This window comes from Agrobacterium sp. Azo12 (genome assembly GCF_029193765.2).
GTDB lineage: Bacteria > Pseudomonadota > Alphaproteobacteria > Rhizobiales > Rhizobiaceae > Agrobacterium.
This window is the reverse complement of sequence record NZ_JARFYO020000002.1, coordinates 607176-623328: the sequence shown is the minus strand read 5'-3', so window position 1 is coordinate 623328 and position 16153 is coordinate 607176. Positions and strand designations below refer to the sequence as shown.

General features: G+C 54.5%; 13 protein-coding genes. 8 read left to right on the top strand and 5 right to left on the bottom strand.

All coding sequences use genetic code 11. The annotated features are described in order from the left end of the window. Positions 1-356: 356 nt before the first annotated feature. The gene (locus tag PYL13_RS19370; RefSeq protein WP_275643287.1) at positions 357-1427 is read right to left on the bottom strand and encodes a LacI family DNA-binding transcriptional regulator; all 1071 of its coding nucleotides are present in this window, start codon (positions 1425-1427) and stop codon (positions 357-359) included. Positions 1428-1572: 145 nt separating this feature from the next. Between PYL13_RS19370 and PYL13_RS19365 the strand changes: the two genes are divergently transcribed. The 7 genes from PYL13_RS19365 to PYL13_RS19335 all read left to right on the top strand — a co-directional run bounded on the left by PYL13_RS19365 (position 1573) and on the right by PYL13_RS19335 (position 10262). Beyond that, positions 1573-3951: an alpha-L-rhamnosidase gene (locus PYL13_RS19365; protein WP_275643286.1), complete on the top strand. Its 2379-nt coding sequence runs from the start codon at positions 1573-1575 to the stop codon at positions 3949-3951. Between the two features lie 59 nt (positions 3952-4010). Then, entirely contained in the window at positions 4011-5303 is a 1293-nt protein-coding gene (locus PYL13_RS19360; protein WP_441296677.1) for an ABC transporter substrate-binding protein, read from the top strand. Positions 5304-5343: 40 nt separating this feature from the next. Next, on the top strand, positions 5344-6627 hold the full coding sequence (locus tag PYL13_RS19355) for an ABC transporter substrate-binding protein (RefSeq protein WP_275643285.1): 1284 nt from the start codon (positions 5344-5346) through the stop codon (positions 6625-6627). Positions 6628-6692: 65 nt separating this feature from the next. Next, entirely contained in the window at positions 6693-7580 is an 888-nt protein-coding gene (locus PYL13_RS19350) for a carbohydrate ABC transporter permease (RefSeq protein ID WP_192489807.1), read from the top strand. Continuing rightward, positions 7577-8404, top strand: coding sequence for a carbohydrate ABC transporter permease (locus PYL13_RS19345; protein ID WP_250984441.1), 828 nt, complete (start codon positions 7577-7579; stop codon positions 8402-8404). The genes PYL13_RS19350 and PYL13_RS19345 overlap by 4 nt, the downstream gene beginning before the upstream one ends. 4 nt (positions 8405-8408) lie before the next feature. Beyond that, entirely contained in the window at positions 8409-9497 is a 1089-nt protein-coding gene (locus PYL13_RS19340) for an ABC transporter ATP-binding protein (RefSeq protein ID WP_275643284.1), read from the top strand. Between the two features lie 273 nt (positions 9498-9770). Next, a complete protein-coding gene (locus PYL13_RS19335) occupies positions 9771-10262 on the top strand; it encodes a GAF domain-containing protein (protein ID WP_275643283.1) in 492 nt (163 codons plus the stop codon). Between the two features lie 16 nt (positions 10263-10278). Here the strand turns inward: PYL13_RS19335 and PYL13_RS19330 are convergent, their stop codons facing one another. Then, complete coding sequence (locus PYL13_RS19330; RefSeq protein ID WP_275643282.1) at positions 10279-10488, bottom strand: TOBE domain-containing protein; 210 nt, start codon at positions 10486-10488, stop codon at positions 10279-10281. Between the two features lie 161 nt (positions 10489-10649). Here PYL13_RS19330 and ligD point away from each other — a divergent pair, with 161 nt between their 5' ends. Beyond that, the gene (gene ligD / locus PYL13_RS19325) at positions 10650-13292 is read left to right on the top strand and encodes a DNA ligase D (RefSeq protein ID WP_275643281.1); all 2643 of its coding nucleotides are present in this window, start codon (positions 10650-10652) and stop codon (positions 13290-13292) included. A 20-nt stretch (positions 13293-13312) separates the two neighbouring features. On the opposite strand, the gene ku (PYL13_RS19320) is transcribed toward ligD, so the two are convergent. From ku (PYL13_RS19320) to PYL13_RS19310, 3 genes are all read right to left on the bottom strand, one after another. After that, a complete protein-coding gene (ku, locus tag PYL13_RS19320; RefSeq protein WP_275643280.1) occupies positions 13313-14122 on the bottom strand; it encodes a non-homologous end joining protein Ku in 810 nt (269 codons plus the stop codon). Positions 14123-14134: 12 nt separating this feature from the next. Continuing rightward, on the bottom strand, positions 14135-15040 hold the full coding sequence (gene ku, locus PYL13_RS19315; RefSeq protein WP_275643279.1) for a non-homologous end joining protein Ku: 906 nt from the start codon (positions 15038-15040) through the stop codon (positions 14135-14137). Between the two features lie 99 nt (positions 15041-15139). Continuing rightward, positions 15140-16096 carry a DUF808 domain-containing protein gene (locus PYL13_RS19310; RefSeq protein WP_250984446.1) on the bottom strand — a complete coding sequence of 319 codons (957 nt, stop codon included), beginning with the start codon at positions 16094-16096 and terminating at the stop codon, positions 15140-15142. Positions 16097-16153: the final 57 nt, after the last annotated feature.

The following is a 16153-nucleotide window of genomic DNA, read 5'->3' as shown; positions in this document are numbered from 1 at the left end:
TGCCCCCGCAGAAAAGACATTGAAGGCACTTTGCCTGCAATGAGCGATATGTTCGCGCTATGCATGAGATTCTAGACAAGCCACTGAAAAACTATAACTTTTTTATTCGTGACAATTGTTACGATATGTAACGATACGCAAGAGAAAGCGTGTCGGCGCAGCCACAGAGAATGTTCTAATATTGGCCTGCAGGGCGGTAAATGAGGTGCAACCGCGCTTCACCAGCTGATTTATACAGCCGGTGCGCTGGCTGATTCGCAACGGGACGATCGCAAAAATGAGGCCGGTATTGGCGCGGTAGAAAACGCGAGTTGAGTCACCGTTGATGAAAGCACTTCAGATATCTGGGAGTGCCTTCAGACTGGATCTTTTGGCGTGGCGGAGGGTGTTGAACTTTCCCGTACAACGATACGCGGAGTTACAACAAAGTGCTCCGCAGTATTCCGGCCGTTGATGCGTTCGATCAACAGTCGCGTTGCTTGAAGGCCAAGCTGTTCTCCTGATTGGTCGATGCTGGTCAACCTGTTCTGAGCAAAGTCACAAAACATCGTGTTATCATAACCAACCACGGCAAGGTCCTCAGGGATCGACAGGCCAAGCTCTCTGGCCACGCTGATGACGCCCAAAGCGATGAGGTCGGTCCAACAGAAGATGGCGTCGGGGCGCTGTGACGCGGTCAACATGCGGCGTGCGGTCAGTTGCACGTCGCGAAGCGTCTGCGAGGAGTGGACGATATTGATGTATTTTCCAAGGCCGGCTTCCATCATACCGCGGCGGTATCCAACCTCGCGTTGTGTCAGAATGGTGGAGGTGCTGGAAATAAGGCTGAGCATCGCAATCTTGCGATAACCGTTTGCGGCCAGATGCTTGACGACAATCATCGCGCCTTGCTGATCGTGATTGTTGACCGTGTCAAACCCCTGAGCCTCCGGGTCATGATGTCCGATGGCGACGAGAGGCTTCCGTATTGCGATATTGTTCAGATTCTCCCGGTCTTCAGTCGAACCGATCATCAACAGGCCGTCCATCTGGCGGTCGATCATCGATTCCACCATCGCCAGTTCCGTTTCGATCGACGAATGGCTGATGCCGATCATCGCCCGATATTGCGTGCGCTCAAGTGCAGTATTTACGCCGGTCATGATGTCGGCAAAAAACGGATTTCTGATATCGGGCAGCAGCAAACCGATTGTGTAGGTCTGTCCACGCATGCCACGTGCGGCTGCAAGTGGCCGATATCCAAGCTTGTTCATCGATGCCCGGACATTGGCGCGCAACGCGTCGGATACACCATAGGCGTCGCGCAGGACTTTTGATACTGCGGCTACAGAAACACCAGCGTCTTCAGCGACTTCGCGGATTGTTACCCGGCCGCCACGTGTTCCTTTTTCACCCACAAATGTACCTTTCAATCGTGCCGTTTGCATGCCTAACAAAAGCCTTTCAACAGGCTGGGGCAATGTCATTTCACTCTATCGGAACAAATTGGGTTGCCAAACGGAAAAAAGTGTAGAACGATATACGTAGAACATTCTACATGAATGATTGCAGCTGGATTTGAGGGAGGACGGCATGCACGACAAAGTGTCAACACACGCCCGGAGAGACAATTCAATCACCAATTACGCGTGGACAGCGCCAATGGTACGGCCACTTGCGGATAAGGGAGAGGGAACGCCTGCCTCCTTCCTGCAGAAGAGTTTTGTTCTGGAAAATAAGACCGGGAAAGAGATTCTTCGCATCAGTGCCCTAGGGCTGTATCGGGTCTTCATCAATGGTCAGCGTGTTGGTAACGACCTGCTGACCCCCGGTTGGACAACCTACGACAAGCGCCTGTCTTACCAGACCTATGAGGTCAGCGATCTGCTGGTGGCTGGCGAAAACACCATCACCATATGGCTGGCGGATGGCTGGCTGCGCTCGCCACTGATGTGGGGCAAACATCGCTTGACCAACACCTGGGGTAGTCAGATCGCGGCGATTGCCGAGTTGCGAGCTGGCGAGGGTGATGCCGGTCTGCTGCTTTCCACTGATGCATCCTGGCAGAGTGGAAGTTTGCCGGTTGTCAAATCGGGTATCTATTTCGGTGAAGAATTTGATGCGCGCGTTCAGCCGAAAGTGACGGCTGGCTCCGAGGTTGTGGCGTTCGACCCATCAATCCTTGTGGCACATGAAACCACGCCGGTGCGTGAAATGACGCCGATTGTGCCGCTCAAAAGCTGGACGGATGCGGAAGGTCGCACCGTGCATGATTTTGGCCAGAATGTTGGTGGTTACGTTGCCTATACGGTTAGCGGCGATGCGGGTGACAGCGTACGTGTCGAGCATGCTGAAGTGCTGGACAAGGACGGCAATTTCTACAACGTGAATTACCGCACGGCAGAATCTCACACCATTTACACGTTGGCTGGCAATGGCGCCGAACAATACCGGCCGCACTTCACTTTCCACGGTTTCCGTTATGCCCGCATTACGACAACCGGTAATGCCAAGATCTCAGAGGTTCACTCCGTTCCTATCAGCTCGGTTACCGAGCAGAAGGCCAGCTTCACCTCTGGCAATATGCTGGTGAACAGGCTGGTTCTCAACACTGTGTGGAGCCAGCGTGGCAACTTCATCGAAGTGCCCACCGATTGCCCGCAACGTGATGAACGCCTCGGCTGGACGGGGGATGCCCAGGTCTTCGCAGGCACTGCGCTCTATCTGGCAGATGCCCATGATTTCCTTGCCAAATATGTACGTGATATCATGGCGGACCAGCGTGAAGACGGTTCTGTGCCGCATGTGGTGCCGGATCCGACACGCCAGCAGCCAGAGTTTTATCCGGGCTTTTATGGTTCAACCGGCTGGGGTGATGCCATCGCTGTTATTCCGTGGCAGCTCTACCTTCATTACGGCGACAAGGACATTCTTGCCGAGGCATTGCCCGCGATGATCCGCTGGGTCGATTTTGTCTGGTCGATCAGCGATGGTCCGATTGTTTCGCCGCCACGTCAGTGGGGTGCCCGGGGCTTTTCGTTTGGTGACTGGCTACAGCCATCCGGCCCTTCGGCAAAACCGCTGCCAACGATTGGCGATGACGCCGCAGCAACGCTTTATCTCTACATCACCGCAAATCTGGTGTCGCAAATCGCGTCCATAACCGGTGATGCTGCCGTGGCACAACGGCTCGCTGATATGGCAGCTCAGGTCAAGACCGCCTTCCAGCGTGAGTTCATCACCACCTCCGGCCGACTGGCCTATGATGACCAGACGTCCTATGCGCTGGCGATCGTTCATGACCTTATTCCAGACGAGCATCTGGAAGCGGCCAAGGGCTATTTCAAGGCGACGATTGCTCGTTCCGAGGGACGTATCGGCACAGGTTTCATCGGCACGCCTGCGCTGTTGCCAGCTTTGCTGAAGATTGGCGAGGTGGGACTGGCTGCGGATGTGTTCCTGCAGGAAAATGTGCCCGGTTGGCTCTATCAGGTAAAGATGGGCGCAACGACGATCTGGGAGCGGTGGGATGCGGTCCAGGCGGATGGCACAATCTATAACCCGCAGATGAACTCCTACAATCACTATGCCTACGGCGCTGTTTGCCAGTGGTTGTTTGAGGCTGTTGCCGGCTTCCGCCCGGATGCCGCCGAGCCCGGTTTTGCCACCATTGTCTTTGAACCAACCATCATTCCAGATCTGTCTCCGGTTCAGGCAAGCCACCAGTCTCCACGCGGTTTGATCTCTGCCGGATGGTCCGTTAATGGCAACACTGCGCTTTATGAGGTTGAAGTGCCACAAGGTGCACGCGGCGTGTTGAAACTTGCCGATGATTACACCGACGTGACCGTTGACGGCGCCACCTTTACCGGTCGCGATCTGGGGCCGGGCAAACATTCCATCAGCTTTAAATTCATTCCGCCGGTGCGGGCGGTCAAAGAGGACTTCATGATTAACGCCCGTACGCCGTAAGGCGAAGGGCAAAGGCGTCAGCAGGCCTGCGGAGGGGTGGGCCAACAGGGAGGAAACCAATGCTGAAGACTCATAGAAGACATGCCTTGATTGGTTTTGCTGCCGGTCTATTGACCATGATGGTGCTGTCCGGCCCCGTCATGGCAAAGAGCACGGTGACCATGCTCATCGACAATGGCCCGAATACCGTGGCTCTGGCGGAAGCATTGGTGAAGGCATTTGAGCTGAAAAACCCGGATATCACCATTGATATCGAAACGCGGCCCGGCGGTGGTGAGGGAGACAACATCGTCAAAACCCGGCTGGCGACCGGGCAGATGACGGATATTTTCTATTATAATTCCGGATCGCTGCTACAGGCGCTGGCGCCGCAGCAGACCTTGATGGATTTGAGCCAAGAACCGTTCATGGCAAACGTTTCTGACAGCTTCAAACAGGTTGTAAGCGTTGGAGATGCTGTCTTTGGCGTGCCGATCAGTCCGGCGGAAGCGGGGGGCATTTTCTATAACCGTGATATTTACGCGGAACTTGGTCTTGTTGTGCCCAAAACATGGGCCGAATTCATGGCCAACAATGAAAAGATCAAGGCAGCTGGCAAAACGGCGCTTATCCAGACCTACGGTGACCCTTGGACCAGCCAGCTTTTTGTTCTCGCTGACTTTTTCAACGTGCAGAAGGCGGTACCCGATTTTGCAACGCAGTTTACTGCAGGCGTTGCCAAATTTGCCAAGACACCAGCAGCAACACAAAGCTTCGAAAGGCTGAAGCAGGTTCATGATGCGAATATCATGAACGAAGATTTTGGTGCGGCGACCTACAATGACGGCCTGCGTATGCTGGTCAATGGCGAGGGCGCTCATTACCCGATGCTGACCTTTGCCATACCGGCCCTTTCAGACAATTACCCCGAATTGCTCGACAAGGTGGGATTTTTTGCCCAGCCGGGCGATGATGCAGCCAATAATGGTTTGACCACCTGGATGCCAGGCGGATTCTACATTCCCCAGACATCCGCAAATCCTGACCTTGCCAAACAGTTCATGGCCTTTGTCGCCAGCACCGATGGCTGCAAGGTTCTGGAAGATACCGTCGGTATCAACGGTCCCTTCCTGATCAAGGGATGCGAGCTGCCGGAAAAGGTAGCGCCAGTGGTTGCTGACCTGCTGCCATATTTTGCCGAAGGCGGCCAGAACGCACCCGCGCTGGAATTCCTCTCCCCCGTCAAAGGCCCGATCCTCGAACAGCTGACTGTCGAGGTCGGCTCAGGCATTCGCGAGCCAGCGGATGCTGCGGCTCGATATGACGAAGATGCGCGCAAACAGGCACAGCAGCTGGGCCTTCCGGGCTGGTGAGCCGATACCATACAATACAGTCCAATATGGAAAGCAGGACATGACAAAACGCAAAACTGCCCTGACGGCTTTTGCCGCTGGCCTTTTCACCCTGACTGCACTTTCAAGCGCAGCCTTGGCAAAAACCAACCTGACCATTCTGGTGGATAATGCCTCGCACACGATTGCCATTTCCGAAGCTTTGGCGACGGCCTTTCAGGAGAAAAATCCTGATGTCGCGATAGACATCGAGGCGCGCCCCGGCGGCGGGGAAGGCGACAACATCGTCAAGACCCGGCTGGCAACCGGCCAGATGACCGACATTTTCTGGTACAATACCGGCTCGCTGCTGCAGGCATTGGCACCGGAGCAGACACTTGTCGATCTCAGTGCCGAACCGTTCATGGACAATGTCGCTGACAGCTTCAAACAGGTGGTGACGGCAGGCAGTGGTGTTTACGGCGTGCCCACCCGCCCGGCTGAGGCTGGCGGCATATTTTACAACCGCAAGATCTACGAAAAACTTGGCTTGTCGGTTCCGACGAGCTGGGCAGAATTTATGAGCAATAACCAGAAGATCAAGGAAGCGGGTATCCCCGCCGTTATCCAGACCTATGGTGAACCCTGGACAAGCCAGGTGTTGCTCTTGGCTGACTTTTACAATGTGCAGAAGCAGGTGCCTGACTTTGCCGCGCAATATACGGCGGGAACGGCAAAATTTGCCTCTACCCCTGCTGCCGTGCGCGGTTTCGAATATCTCAAGGAAGTCTCGGACGGCGGGTTCTTCAATGAAGATTTTGGCGCTGCGCGCTACGAAGACGGTCTGCGTATGATCGCCGAGGGCGAGGGCGCCCATTACCCCATGATCACCTTTGCCATTCCGGCACTTTCTGATGGTTATCCTGACCAGATCAATGATGTCGGCTTCTTCGCATTGCCCGCCGCCAAGGCTGAAGATACCGGCCTGACCGTGTGGATGCCGGCTGGTTTCTACATTTCCAAGACATCGGCCAATATTGATGTTGCAAAGCAGTTCCTCGCCTTCGTTGCAAGTCCGGAAGGATGTGCAGCGCAAAGCAAGGCCGTGGCGATTAACGGCCCCTACCTGATCAAGGGATGCACGCTGCCTGACAATGTCGTGCAGTCGGTGACCGATCTTCTGCCTTATTTCGAAAACGGCAAGAATGCCCCGGCGCTGGAGTTCCTCTCGCCGATCAAGGGACCGATCCTCGAGCAGCTGACGGTGGAAGTTGGCACCGGTATTCGCCAGCCAGCCGATGCTGCAGACCTTTATGATGAAGATGTCCGCAAGCAAGCACAGCAGCTTAGTCTGTCCGGCAGATAAATGCCGATAATCCGGTGGCTTCGGCAGATTTGCCCGAGGCCACCGCCTTTGTCTCTGGAGTCCTCATGGTCGCATCTGCTGTTTCAACCCTGACCACGCGTCGGTCGTCCTATCCCGGCTGGTTTTACCTGCCGGCGGCGGTCATCTACGGCGTGCTGTTTCTTCTGCCGACATTTGCATCTTTCTACTTCAGTCTGACACGCTGGAGCCTGTTCAGTTCGAGCTTTATCGGTTTTGAAAACTTCATTCAGTTCTTCCGCGAACCCTTTCTCATTCAAGGCCTCGTTAACACCATCATCTATGCGGTGATCACCTCAGGTCTCAAGGTTGTCATCGGAATGTTGCTGGCGGTGATGCTGACCAGCCAGATCATGGCGCGTGGACTGTTGCGGTCACTGGTGTTTTTCCCCGTGCTGGTGTCGACCATCGGTGTCGGCATTACCTTCACTGTTCTGATGCACCCCACGCAAGGGGCAATCAATGAAGGTCTGGCGCTGTTGGGAATAAAAGGTCCTGGCTGGCTGACAGACCCCAAGCTGGCATTGTTCTCAGTTGCGCTTGTTGATGTCTGGAAGGGCGTGGGTCTTGCAACTGTGATCTATATTGCTGGTATCGTGGCCATTCCAAAAGACTACTACGAGGCGGCGCGCATCGATGGCGGAACCAAGCTGCAGAACTTTTTCTACATCACTCTGCCGCTCAGTCGTCCCGCGACGGCAACCGTCATCACGCTGTCCTTCATCGGCGGACTTCGAACCTTCGATCTGATTTGGGCAATGACAAAGGGCGGGCCGGGCTTTGCTTCCGATACCATCGCCTCGGTAATCTACAAACAATACCAGTCAGGCTTTTTCGGGCTGTCGACGGCGGGCAATGTGGTGCTGTTTATCCTGATCGCCATCCTTGTTGTTCCGATCACAATCTTCCTCAATCGCAGGGAGGGACACCAGTGAAATCCCGTGCTTCCACCATTGGCGGCATTGCTGCTCTACTCATCTCCTTCGTCGTTTTTGTCATCCCATTTGCGTTCATTGTGCTGATGGCATTCAAGGACAGGCGACAGGCCAATCTGCTGGATTTCTCCTGGCCATCAGGGTTTCACCTCTGGGACAATCTGGTCACGGTGATCACCACACGAAACTGGATGCTGGTGACCGCATTCATCAACTCCACCATCCTTACCGTTACCAGCGTGACGCTGCTTGTCGTGTTCGGCGCTATGGTCGGTTTCGTCCTGGCGCGTCGCAAAACCCGCTGGAACCCGTTGGTGGAGTTCCTGATCCTTGCCGGATTGATGATCCCACCTGCGGTGGTACCAACCATCTGGCTGCTGCAGGGTTTGAAACTATTCGGTACGCTGCATGGCATGGTGCTGATTGAGGTCGCCTATAACCTGCCTTTCACCATCATCCTCTACCGCGCCTTCATTGCGACCATTCCACGCGATCTGGATGAGGCAGCGATCATCGACGGTGCGCGGCCGCTGGATGTGTTTTTCCGGGTGATCCTGCCGCTGTTATGGCCAGTAACGGTGACCAATATCGTGGTGCAGTCGGTTGGTATCTTCAACGATTTTACCAACCCGCTTTATTACCTGCCGGGCAACGCCAATGCGACGGTTCAGCTGACTCTCTACAATTTCCAGAGCCAGTTCAACACATCCTACAATCTCCTCTTCACCAACATCGCGCTGATTACCATTCCGCCTTTGGTCGTCTTCCTGTTTTTCAACCGTCAGATTGTGGCAGGCATGACCGCCGGCGCCGTCAAAGGATAATTTCATGGCTGGTCTTTCTCTCAAATCCATCCACAAACGTTACGGCGAGCTGCCCGTCATCAAGGGTGTGGACTTGTCGATCAAGCATGGTGAGTTCGTCGTTTTCGTCGGCCCGTCCGGTTGCGGAAAATCCACCCTGTTGCGCATGATTGCCGGTCTAGAAGATATCAGCTCGGGCGAGCTGCATATCGGCGACAAGCTGTGTAATGATGTCGAACCGCGTGACCGCGGAATTGCCATGGTATTTCAGTCCTACGCGCTCTATCCGCATATGAGTGTCTATGACAATGTCGGTTTCGGCCTAAAGCTGGCCAGAACTCCCAAGGATGAGCGCGACCGCAAAATCCGTGAAGCTGCACGCATCCTGAAGATGGAACACCTGCTGGATCGCAAACCGGGCCAGCTGTCAGGCGGCCAGCGCCAGCGTGTTGCGATTGGTCGTGCAATCGTGCGGCAGCCGGAGGTGTTTCTGTTCGATGAGCCGCTGTCCAATCTTGATGCGGCCTTGCGTGTCGATATGCGGATGGAAATTTCCAAGCTCCACAAGGAGCTTGGCGCAACGATGATCTATGTCACGCACGATCAGGTCGAGGCGATGACACTGGCGGACAAGATCGTCGTGCTGGACGCTGGTGTCGTGCAGCAGGTTGGATCGCCGATGGAACTTTATCAGCGCCCCGCCAATCTCTTTGTTGCCGGTTTCATTGGCTCACCGAAGATGAACTTCGTGCCGGTACACGTCGACAAAGTAGAGGGCAGCCGGGTTACGGTCAGCGGACAGGACGTCGTCAAGCTGACGGTCGAAGCCGACGCACGCTCAGTGAAGACCGGTGATCAGCTGACGCTCGGCATTCGCCCGCATGACCTTGCTCCTGCTTCCGATGGTTCCATCGTTGGCCGGATCGGTCTGGTAGAAAGACTTGGCAATGAGACGATCGTCAGCTTGGAATTGCCATCCGGTGCTCTGTGGCTTGCCGTGCTGGACGGCGACCAGCCTCTCAATCGCGGGGAAAGTCTGGCGCTAAGTGCTAACCCGACCAAGGCCGTGGTTTTTGATAGCGCTGGCAAGTCGCTGCTGGCAGATGTCGGTTAGGTGAATTGCAGTTCGCGTAGCGTTCTCCAGATCAGGAAACACCGGTGTTGTATGCCGGTGTTTCTATTTTTGGGAGTGTAAGGTTCAATCAGGGCACTATCGGCATGATCAATTCTGAAGAGCTAGCGTTTGCCTTGACGAAGCACCATTTATCAATTTGAAACCGGATAGACCATTGTTCAAGCCGATTGGGCCGGCGCAAAGAGACGACGTCGAAACTGGTGATGTCATCAATTGCCAGAAGGCTGGAAAACTACCGACAGGGCAAATGTAATGTTTACGACCAAGACGATTGAGAACACCGGCAAGGCGTCGTTCTACCGGGAACTGAACAGTCAGCTGGAAGGGCTTCTGCATGGCGAGCGCGATTTCATCGCCAACGCAGCCAATGTTTCCGCGCTAGTTTTTGGTCTCGTACCGGATCTGAACTGGGCTGGGTTCTATTTCCTGAAACAGCAGGACGAACTGGTTCTCGGTCCCTTTCAGGGCAAGGTTGCCTGCGTGCGTATTCCGGTTGGCAAGGGTGTTTGCGGCACCGCAGTTGCCGACGCCAAGACACAGCTTGTGCCTGACGTTCACGCTTTTCCAGGTCATATTGCGTGCGATGCGAATTCGCGTTCGGAACTGGTGGTGCCGCTGGTCAAGGATGGGCGCATTCTCGGTGTGCTTGACCTCGATAGTCCGCTGCCGGGTCGCTTCGACCTGGAGGATCAGGCAGGCTTTGAGACACTCGCCGCACTCTATGTCGCGGCAAGTGATTTCTGATCTGTCAGCTTAGCCTTCAATTTACCGCGACCATGACGTCTGATGCCTTTATAACGGCATAGGCTTCACCATCAACGACTAGACCCAATTCGTTAACAGTGGCATTTGTGATGGATGATGTCATAACAACGCCATTGCCGATATCAAAGCGCACATGTGCGGTTGTCGCGCCCTTGGTTACTTCCACGATTTTGCCCTTCAGGGTATTGCGTGCGCTGATCTTCATGAGTTTCTCCAGCTATGCTGAACCCAGTCGTAGCTGTTGCGTAATGAGAAACCGAAGTAAAGTTTTCACGCCCTAACCTCGCCTCAGGAACAAACACCGCGCGACTGCAGTTGAACCCGAGGTCTGAAGCAGGTCTTCGAGCGATTGTTACGGGTGCGTCCATGAACAGAGACAAGCTCTCTACCTACAAGCAGAAGCGTGATTTCAAGGTGACCAAAGAGCCAAGCGGTTCGGGTCGTCCGGAGAGCTCAAATCGCCTGCGTTTTGTTATCCAGAAACATGATGCGACCCGGTTGCATTATGATCTGCGACTGGAATTGGATGGGGTTTTCAAATCCTGGGCAGTCACCAGAGGCCCGTCGCTTGATCCGCGTGACAAGCGTCTGGCGGTCGAGGTGGAGGACCATCCACTTGATTATGGTGACTTCGAGGGCACCATTCCCAAAAAACAATATGGTGGCGGCACTGTCATGTTGTGGGATAGAGGCTACTGGGAGCCGGAAGGCGATATGACAGCCGAAGAGGCTTTAAAAAAGGGCGACCTGAAATTCACGCTGGACGGTGACCGTCTGCATGGCAGTTTTGTGTTGGTTCGCATGCGTCATGATCGCGATGGCGGCAAACGCACCAACTGGCTGCTTATCAAGCACAATGATGACTTTTCCGTTGAGGGGGACGGCGCCGCCGTTCTCGACAATAACATGACGTCGGTCGCCTCCGGCCGTTCCATGGAAACAATCGCGTCTGGCAAGGGCAGGAAACCCAAACCTTTCATGATGAAGAGTGGCGATATCGAAGCCGATGCTGTCTGGGACAGCAATAACGGCCTTGCCGCAGACAAACGAAAGTCAGCATCTGCTGGTGCTCAGAAATCGGGCCGTCAAAAATCAAAAATCCCGGCTTTTGTGCCGCCACAACTTTGCCAGACCTTGACGCGGCCGCCTGCAGGCAAAGGCTGGCTGCACGAAATCAAGTTCGACGGTTACCGCATTCAAATGCGGATTGAAGATGGTGAGGTTAGCTTGAAGACCCGCAAAGGTCTTAACTGGACAGAGAAGTTTAGTGCCATTGCCAAGGCCGCGTCCGGTTTGCCTGACGGTATCATTGATGGGGAAATCTGCGCCCTTGATGATCATGGCGCACCGGATTTCGCGGCACTACAGGCGGCACTATCGGAAGAGCAGACCGGTGGCCTTGTCTACTTTGCGTTTGATCTGTTGTTTGACGGAGAGCAGGATATTCGCGACCTGCCACTGACCGAGCGTAAACAACGGCTGGAAACTCTGCTTGCTGAGGCCGATGCTGACACACGCTTGCGTTATGTCGAGCATTTTGAAACCGGTGGCGATGCGGTTCTGCGATCCGCCTGCCGTCTTTCGCTTGAAGGTATAGTGTCGAAAAAAAGCGACGCGCCCTATCGTTCCGGGCGGACTAACAGTTGGGCGAAATCCAAATGCCGTGCTGGCCATGAAGTTGTCATTGGGGCCTATGCCACAACCAACGGGAAATTCCGCTCCCTGCTGGTCGGTGTCAATCGTGGCGATCATTTTGTTTATGTCGGCCGGGTGGGTACGGGTTACAGCGCCAAGGTCGTGCAAGAGATTTTGCCGAAATTGCGGGAAATGGAGACATCAAAGTCTCCCTTTACCGGCGTAGGTGCACCGAAACAAAGCGCTGATATCGTTTGGCTAAAGCCAGAACTTGTCGCGGAAATCGAGTTTGCCGGATGGACTGCCGACGGGCAGGTGCGGCAGGCTGCCTTCAAGGGACTGCGGGAAGACAAACCCGCGGCAGAAGTCGAGGTTGAGATGCCTGTAAATCCGCAAAAATCCGATGTGCCTGAACCACAAAAGGGCAAATCAGCTCGGCTGGCCAAAGGTGAAAAGGCGGAGGTCATGGGTGTGATGATCTCACATCCTGACAAACCGCTGTGGACGGATGCGGGAGATGGCGAACCGGTAAACAAGCTGGCGCTTGCGCATTATTTCCAGTCTGTCGGTCCGTGGATGATTGGCCATCTCAAGGGACGCCCATGTTCGATATTGCGGACACCTGATGGTATTGGTGACGAGCAGTTTTTCCAGCGCCATGCCATGCGCGGCACATCCAACCTGCTGGAACTTGTGACAATCAGTGGCGACAAACAGCCATATCTGCAAATTGACCGCGTTGAGGGACTGGCGGCGATTGCGCAGATTGGTGGCACGGAACTTCATCCGTGGAACTGTGATCCTGGCCGTATCGAAGTGCCTGGCCGTCTGGTGTTCGACCTTGACCCTGGTCCGGGTGTCGAATTTTCCGCAATCGTTGCTGCGGCGAGAGAAATTCGCGATCGGCTGGAGGAGGTGGGGCTGATCGGGTTTTGCAAGACCACCGGCGGCAAGGGCCTGCATGTCGTGACACCACTTGCTGCGCCCAAAAGCTCTGGGCCGGATTGGGACGATGCCAAGGCCTTTGCCCGTAATCTTTGCGAACAAATGGCCAGCGATAGCCCGGAGCTATATCTGACCAAGATGGCCAAAAAACAACGGGATGGCCGCATTTTTCTGGATTACCTGCGCAATGACCGCATGGCGACAGCAGTGGCACCGCTATCTCCACGCGCTAGGCCGGGAGCGCCGGTTTCCATGCCTCTGACATGGGCTCAGGTAAAATCCGATCTGGATCCCAAACGTTTCACCATCCGCACAGTGCCGGACCTGTTGCAGAAGACCTCTGCCTGGCAGGATTATTGTGACAGCGAACGTTCACTTGCACAGGCCATAAAACGTCTGGCGAAGATCAAGGCCATATCTCCGGAGTGAGATGTGGATCGGTCGGTACATTATTTTCGTGACCGTTTTTCTCCTGCCAGCGATTTACGCAGTGCATCCATGATGTTGATCACGTTGTCGGGCGGTTCCACTGCCGGCTTTTTTGTTTTGGTTTTTGAGGTCTTTTTCAGTGCTTTTTTGCGGCTTTCGATAATGTCGAGCAACCGATCCTGCACGGGGTCAATGACCATTTTTGCATCCCAGTCACGGGTCTGTTTTTTGATCAGTTTCCGAACGAGAGACAAGGTGTCGGGCTCCGGTTTTTCATTATCGATGCCACCAAAGTAGCTTTTTTCATCGCGCACCTCGTCACCATAGCGCAAGGTCCACAACACAATGCCTTTACCTCTGGGTTCCAGCATGACAGCACGTTCGCGCCGGGAGATGACCAGCTGTGACACGCCGACCATCTTCTGTGCTTCCATCGCATCGCGAATAACTGAAAAAGCTTCCTGACCAACCGGTTCGTTTGGCGACAGATAATAGGGCGTGTCCAGCCAAATCCAGTCGATACTGTCTCGTGGCGTAAACATAGAAACGTCTATCGTCCGGGTACTGTCTAGGGCGACATTTTCCAACTCGTCATCCTCCAGCATGACGTAGTCGTCTTCACCACGGGGATAACCCTTTACCTCATCCTCCTCTTTCACCGCTTTGCCGGTTACAGAATCAACATAATGGCTGACAACGCGGTTGCCGGTGGGTCGATTGAGAGTGTGAAAACGGACTTTGTCGCTTTCAGATGTCGCTGGCACCATCTGCACCGAACACGTCACCAGTGACAGCTTGAGATAACCTTTCCAATAAGGGCGAATGGCCATGGCAATCTCCGTTTAGCTTGCTCGCCGTGTTTTGCTGGCGGTGCGTTTGGGCTTCGAGGCAGTCTTGTCTGCTTTCTCTCCGGTGTCGGCTTTTTTTCCTCTGTTGGCGTTGGCCGCAGACCGTTTGTTTGTGACTTTGCCTTCGCCCATACCTGCACTTTCACGGAGTGCCTTAAGCAGGTCCCCTGGCTTTGACGCGACCGGTGCTTTGCGTTTTGGTAGCGACCGACCTTCAATCTTGGCCTTAACCAGTTCGGTTACTGCCGCCTCGTAACGATCATCGAATTTGCTGACGTCAAATTTGCCTGTCTTGGTGCCGATGATGTGTTCGGCAAGCTCCAGCATCTCGCCTTCGATCTTCAGATCGGGCAATTCTTCAAAAGCCTCTTCCGGGGAGCGAACTTCGTAATCGAAATTGAGCGTTGAGGCGATCAAACCGTCATGGTGAGGACGAATGAGGACAGTCCGCAGGCGACGGAACAGCACGGTGCGGGCGATGGCTGCGACGTTTTCTTTTTCCATGCCTTCACGCAACAATGCGAACGCTTCAGCTCCCATTTTCTCGGGTGCCAGGTAATATGGTTTGTCGAAATATACATTGTCGATCTGCGAGCAAGGTATGAACGCCTCTATCGTCAGCGTTTTGTCGCTATCGGGAATGGCTGCTGCCACTTCCTCCGGCTCAAGGACGACATAACGCCCGTCATCAATTTCATAACCTTTGACCTGATCGTCACGCTCAACAATATCCCCGGTTTCACCATCGACAAATTCGCGACGTACCCGGTTTCCGGTTTTCCGGTTGAGCACATTAAAGCTGATGCGGTCTGCCGACGACGCGGCGGTATAGAGTGCTACTGGACAAGACACTTCGCCGAATTTGATGAAGCCTTTCCAGTTCGCGCGCGGGGAAACCATATGCTTGTCCTTTCAGACTTTGGCAATGTGGTTCAACAGCGCAGCATGGATAAACGTTCCTTGTCGAGCGCAATCATCTGCAGAATTAGATAAGATGGGTTAATGAGCAGAACTTGGTTTGCCCCTGACTGAATTGATGAAGCTGAGGATCGCAATCACAACACCACCCAGAACGATGCCGAGAATTGCCTGCAATACGGAGGCAGTGAGCCAGCCAAGAACACCCGGAAGCACAGGGGTTCCGTTTTGCACGGCGTGGGTCGCCTGCTCGATGATGTGTTCCGGCAGGTGAAAACCGAGGCCGGCAAGGCCGTGCACAATAATACTGCCGCCGACCCACAACATAGCTGCCGTGCCAACCAGCGCCAGAACCTTGAGAAAAACCGGAACGCCTTTTACGAGGCCTTCGCCAAACGAGCGCACAAATGAGCGGCCGGTCTTGGCCATATGAAGTCCTATGTCATCGGCTTTGACGATGACGGCGACCACACCATAGACGGCAACGGTAATGAGAATGCCGACACCCGCCAATACGGCCGCTTGCGTGTACATATCAGACGTCGAAACTTCTGCCAGCGTCAGCGCCATGATTTCTGCCGACAGGATAAAGTCCGTCCGTATCGCACCGGACACCTTTTGTGCTTCCAGAGTCGCCTGATCGACGACTGCGTCAACTGAAACCATATCATGGGCGGCATGGGGAAAAAATGCTTCGTAGATTTTTTCGGCCCCCTCAAAGCATAAATACATGCCGCCGATCATCAATAGGGGTGTTATCAGGAATGGCGCAAAATATCCGAGAAGCAGGCAAAGCGGCAGCAAGAACAGAAGCTTGTTGCGCAGCGAACCAAGGGCAATACGCCCGATGATGGGCAGCTCGCGGCTTGGCGAAAGACCGATGACATAGGCTGGTGTAACTGCCGTATCGTCAATGACCACGCCTGCGGCCTTGACGCTTGCCTTCGCGGTCTGGCCGGCGACATCGTCAAGAGAGGTTGCCGCCAGCTTGGCTATTGCCGCGATATCATCAAGAAGAGCAATCAGGCCAGTCGCCACGGGTATTCTCCATATTTGCGAGGTAGGTTGAAACAATCAAAGCTATGTGGTGGACAC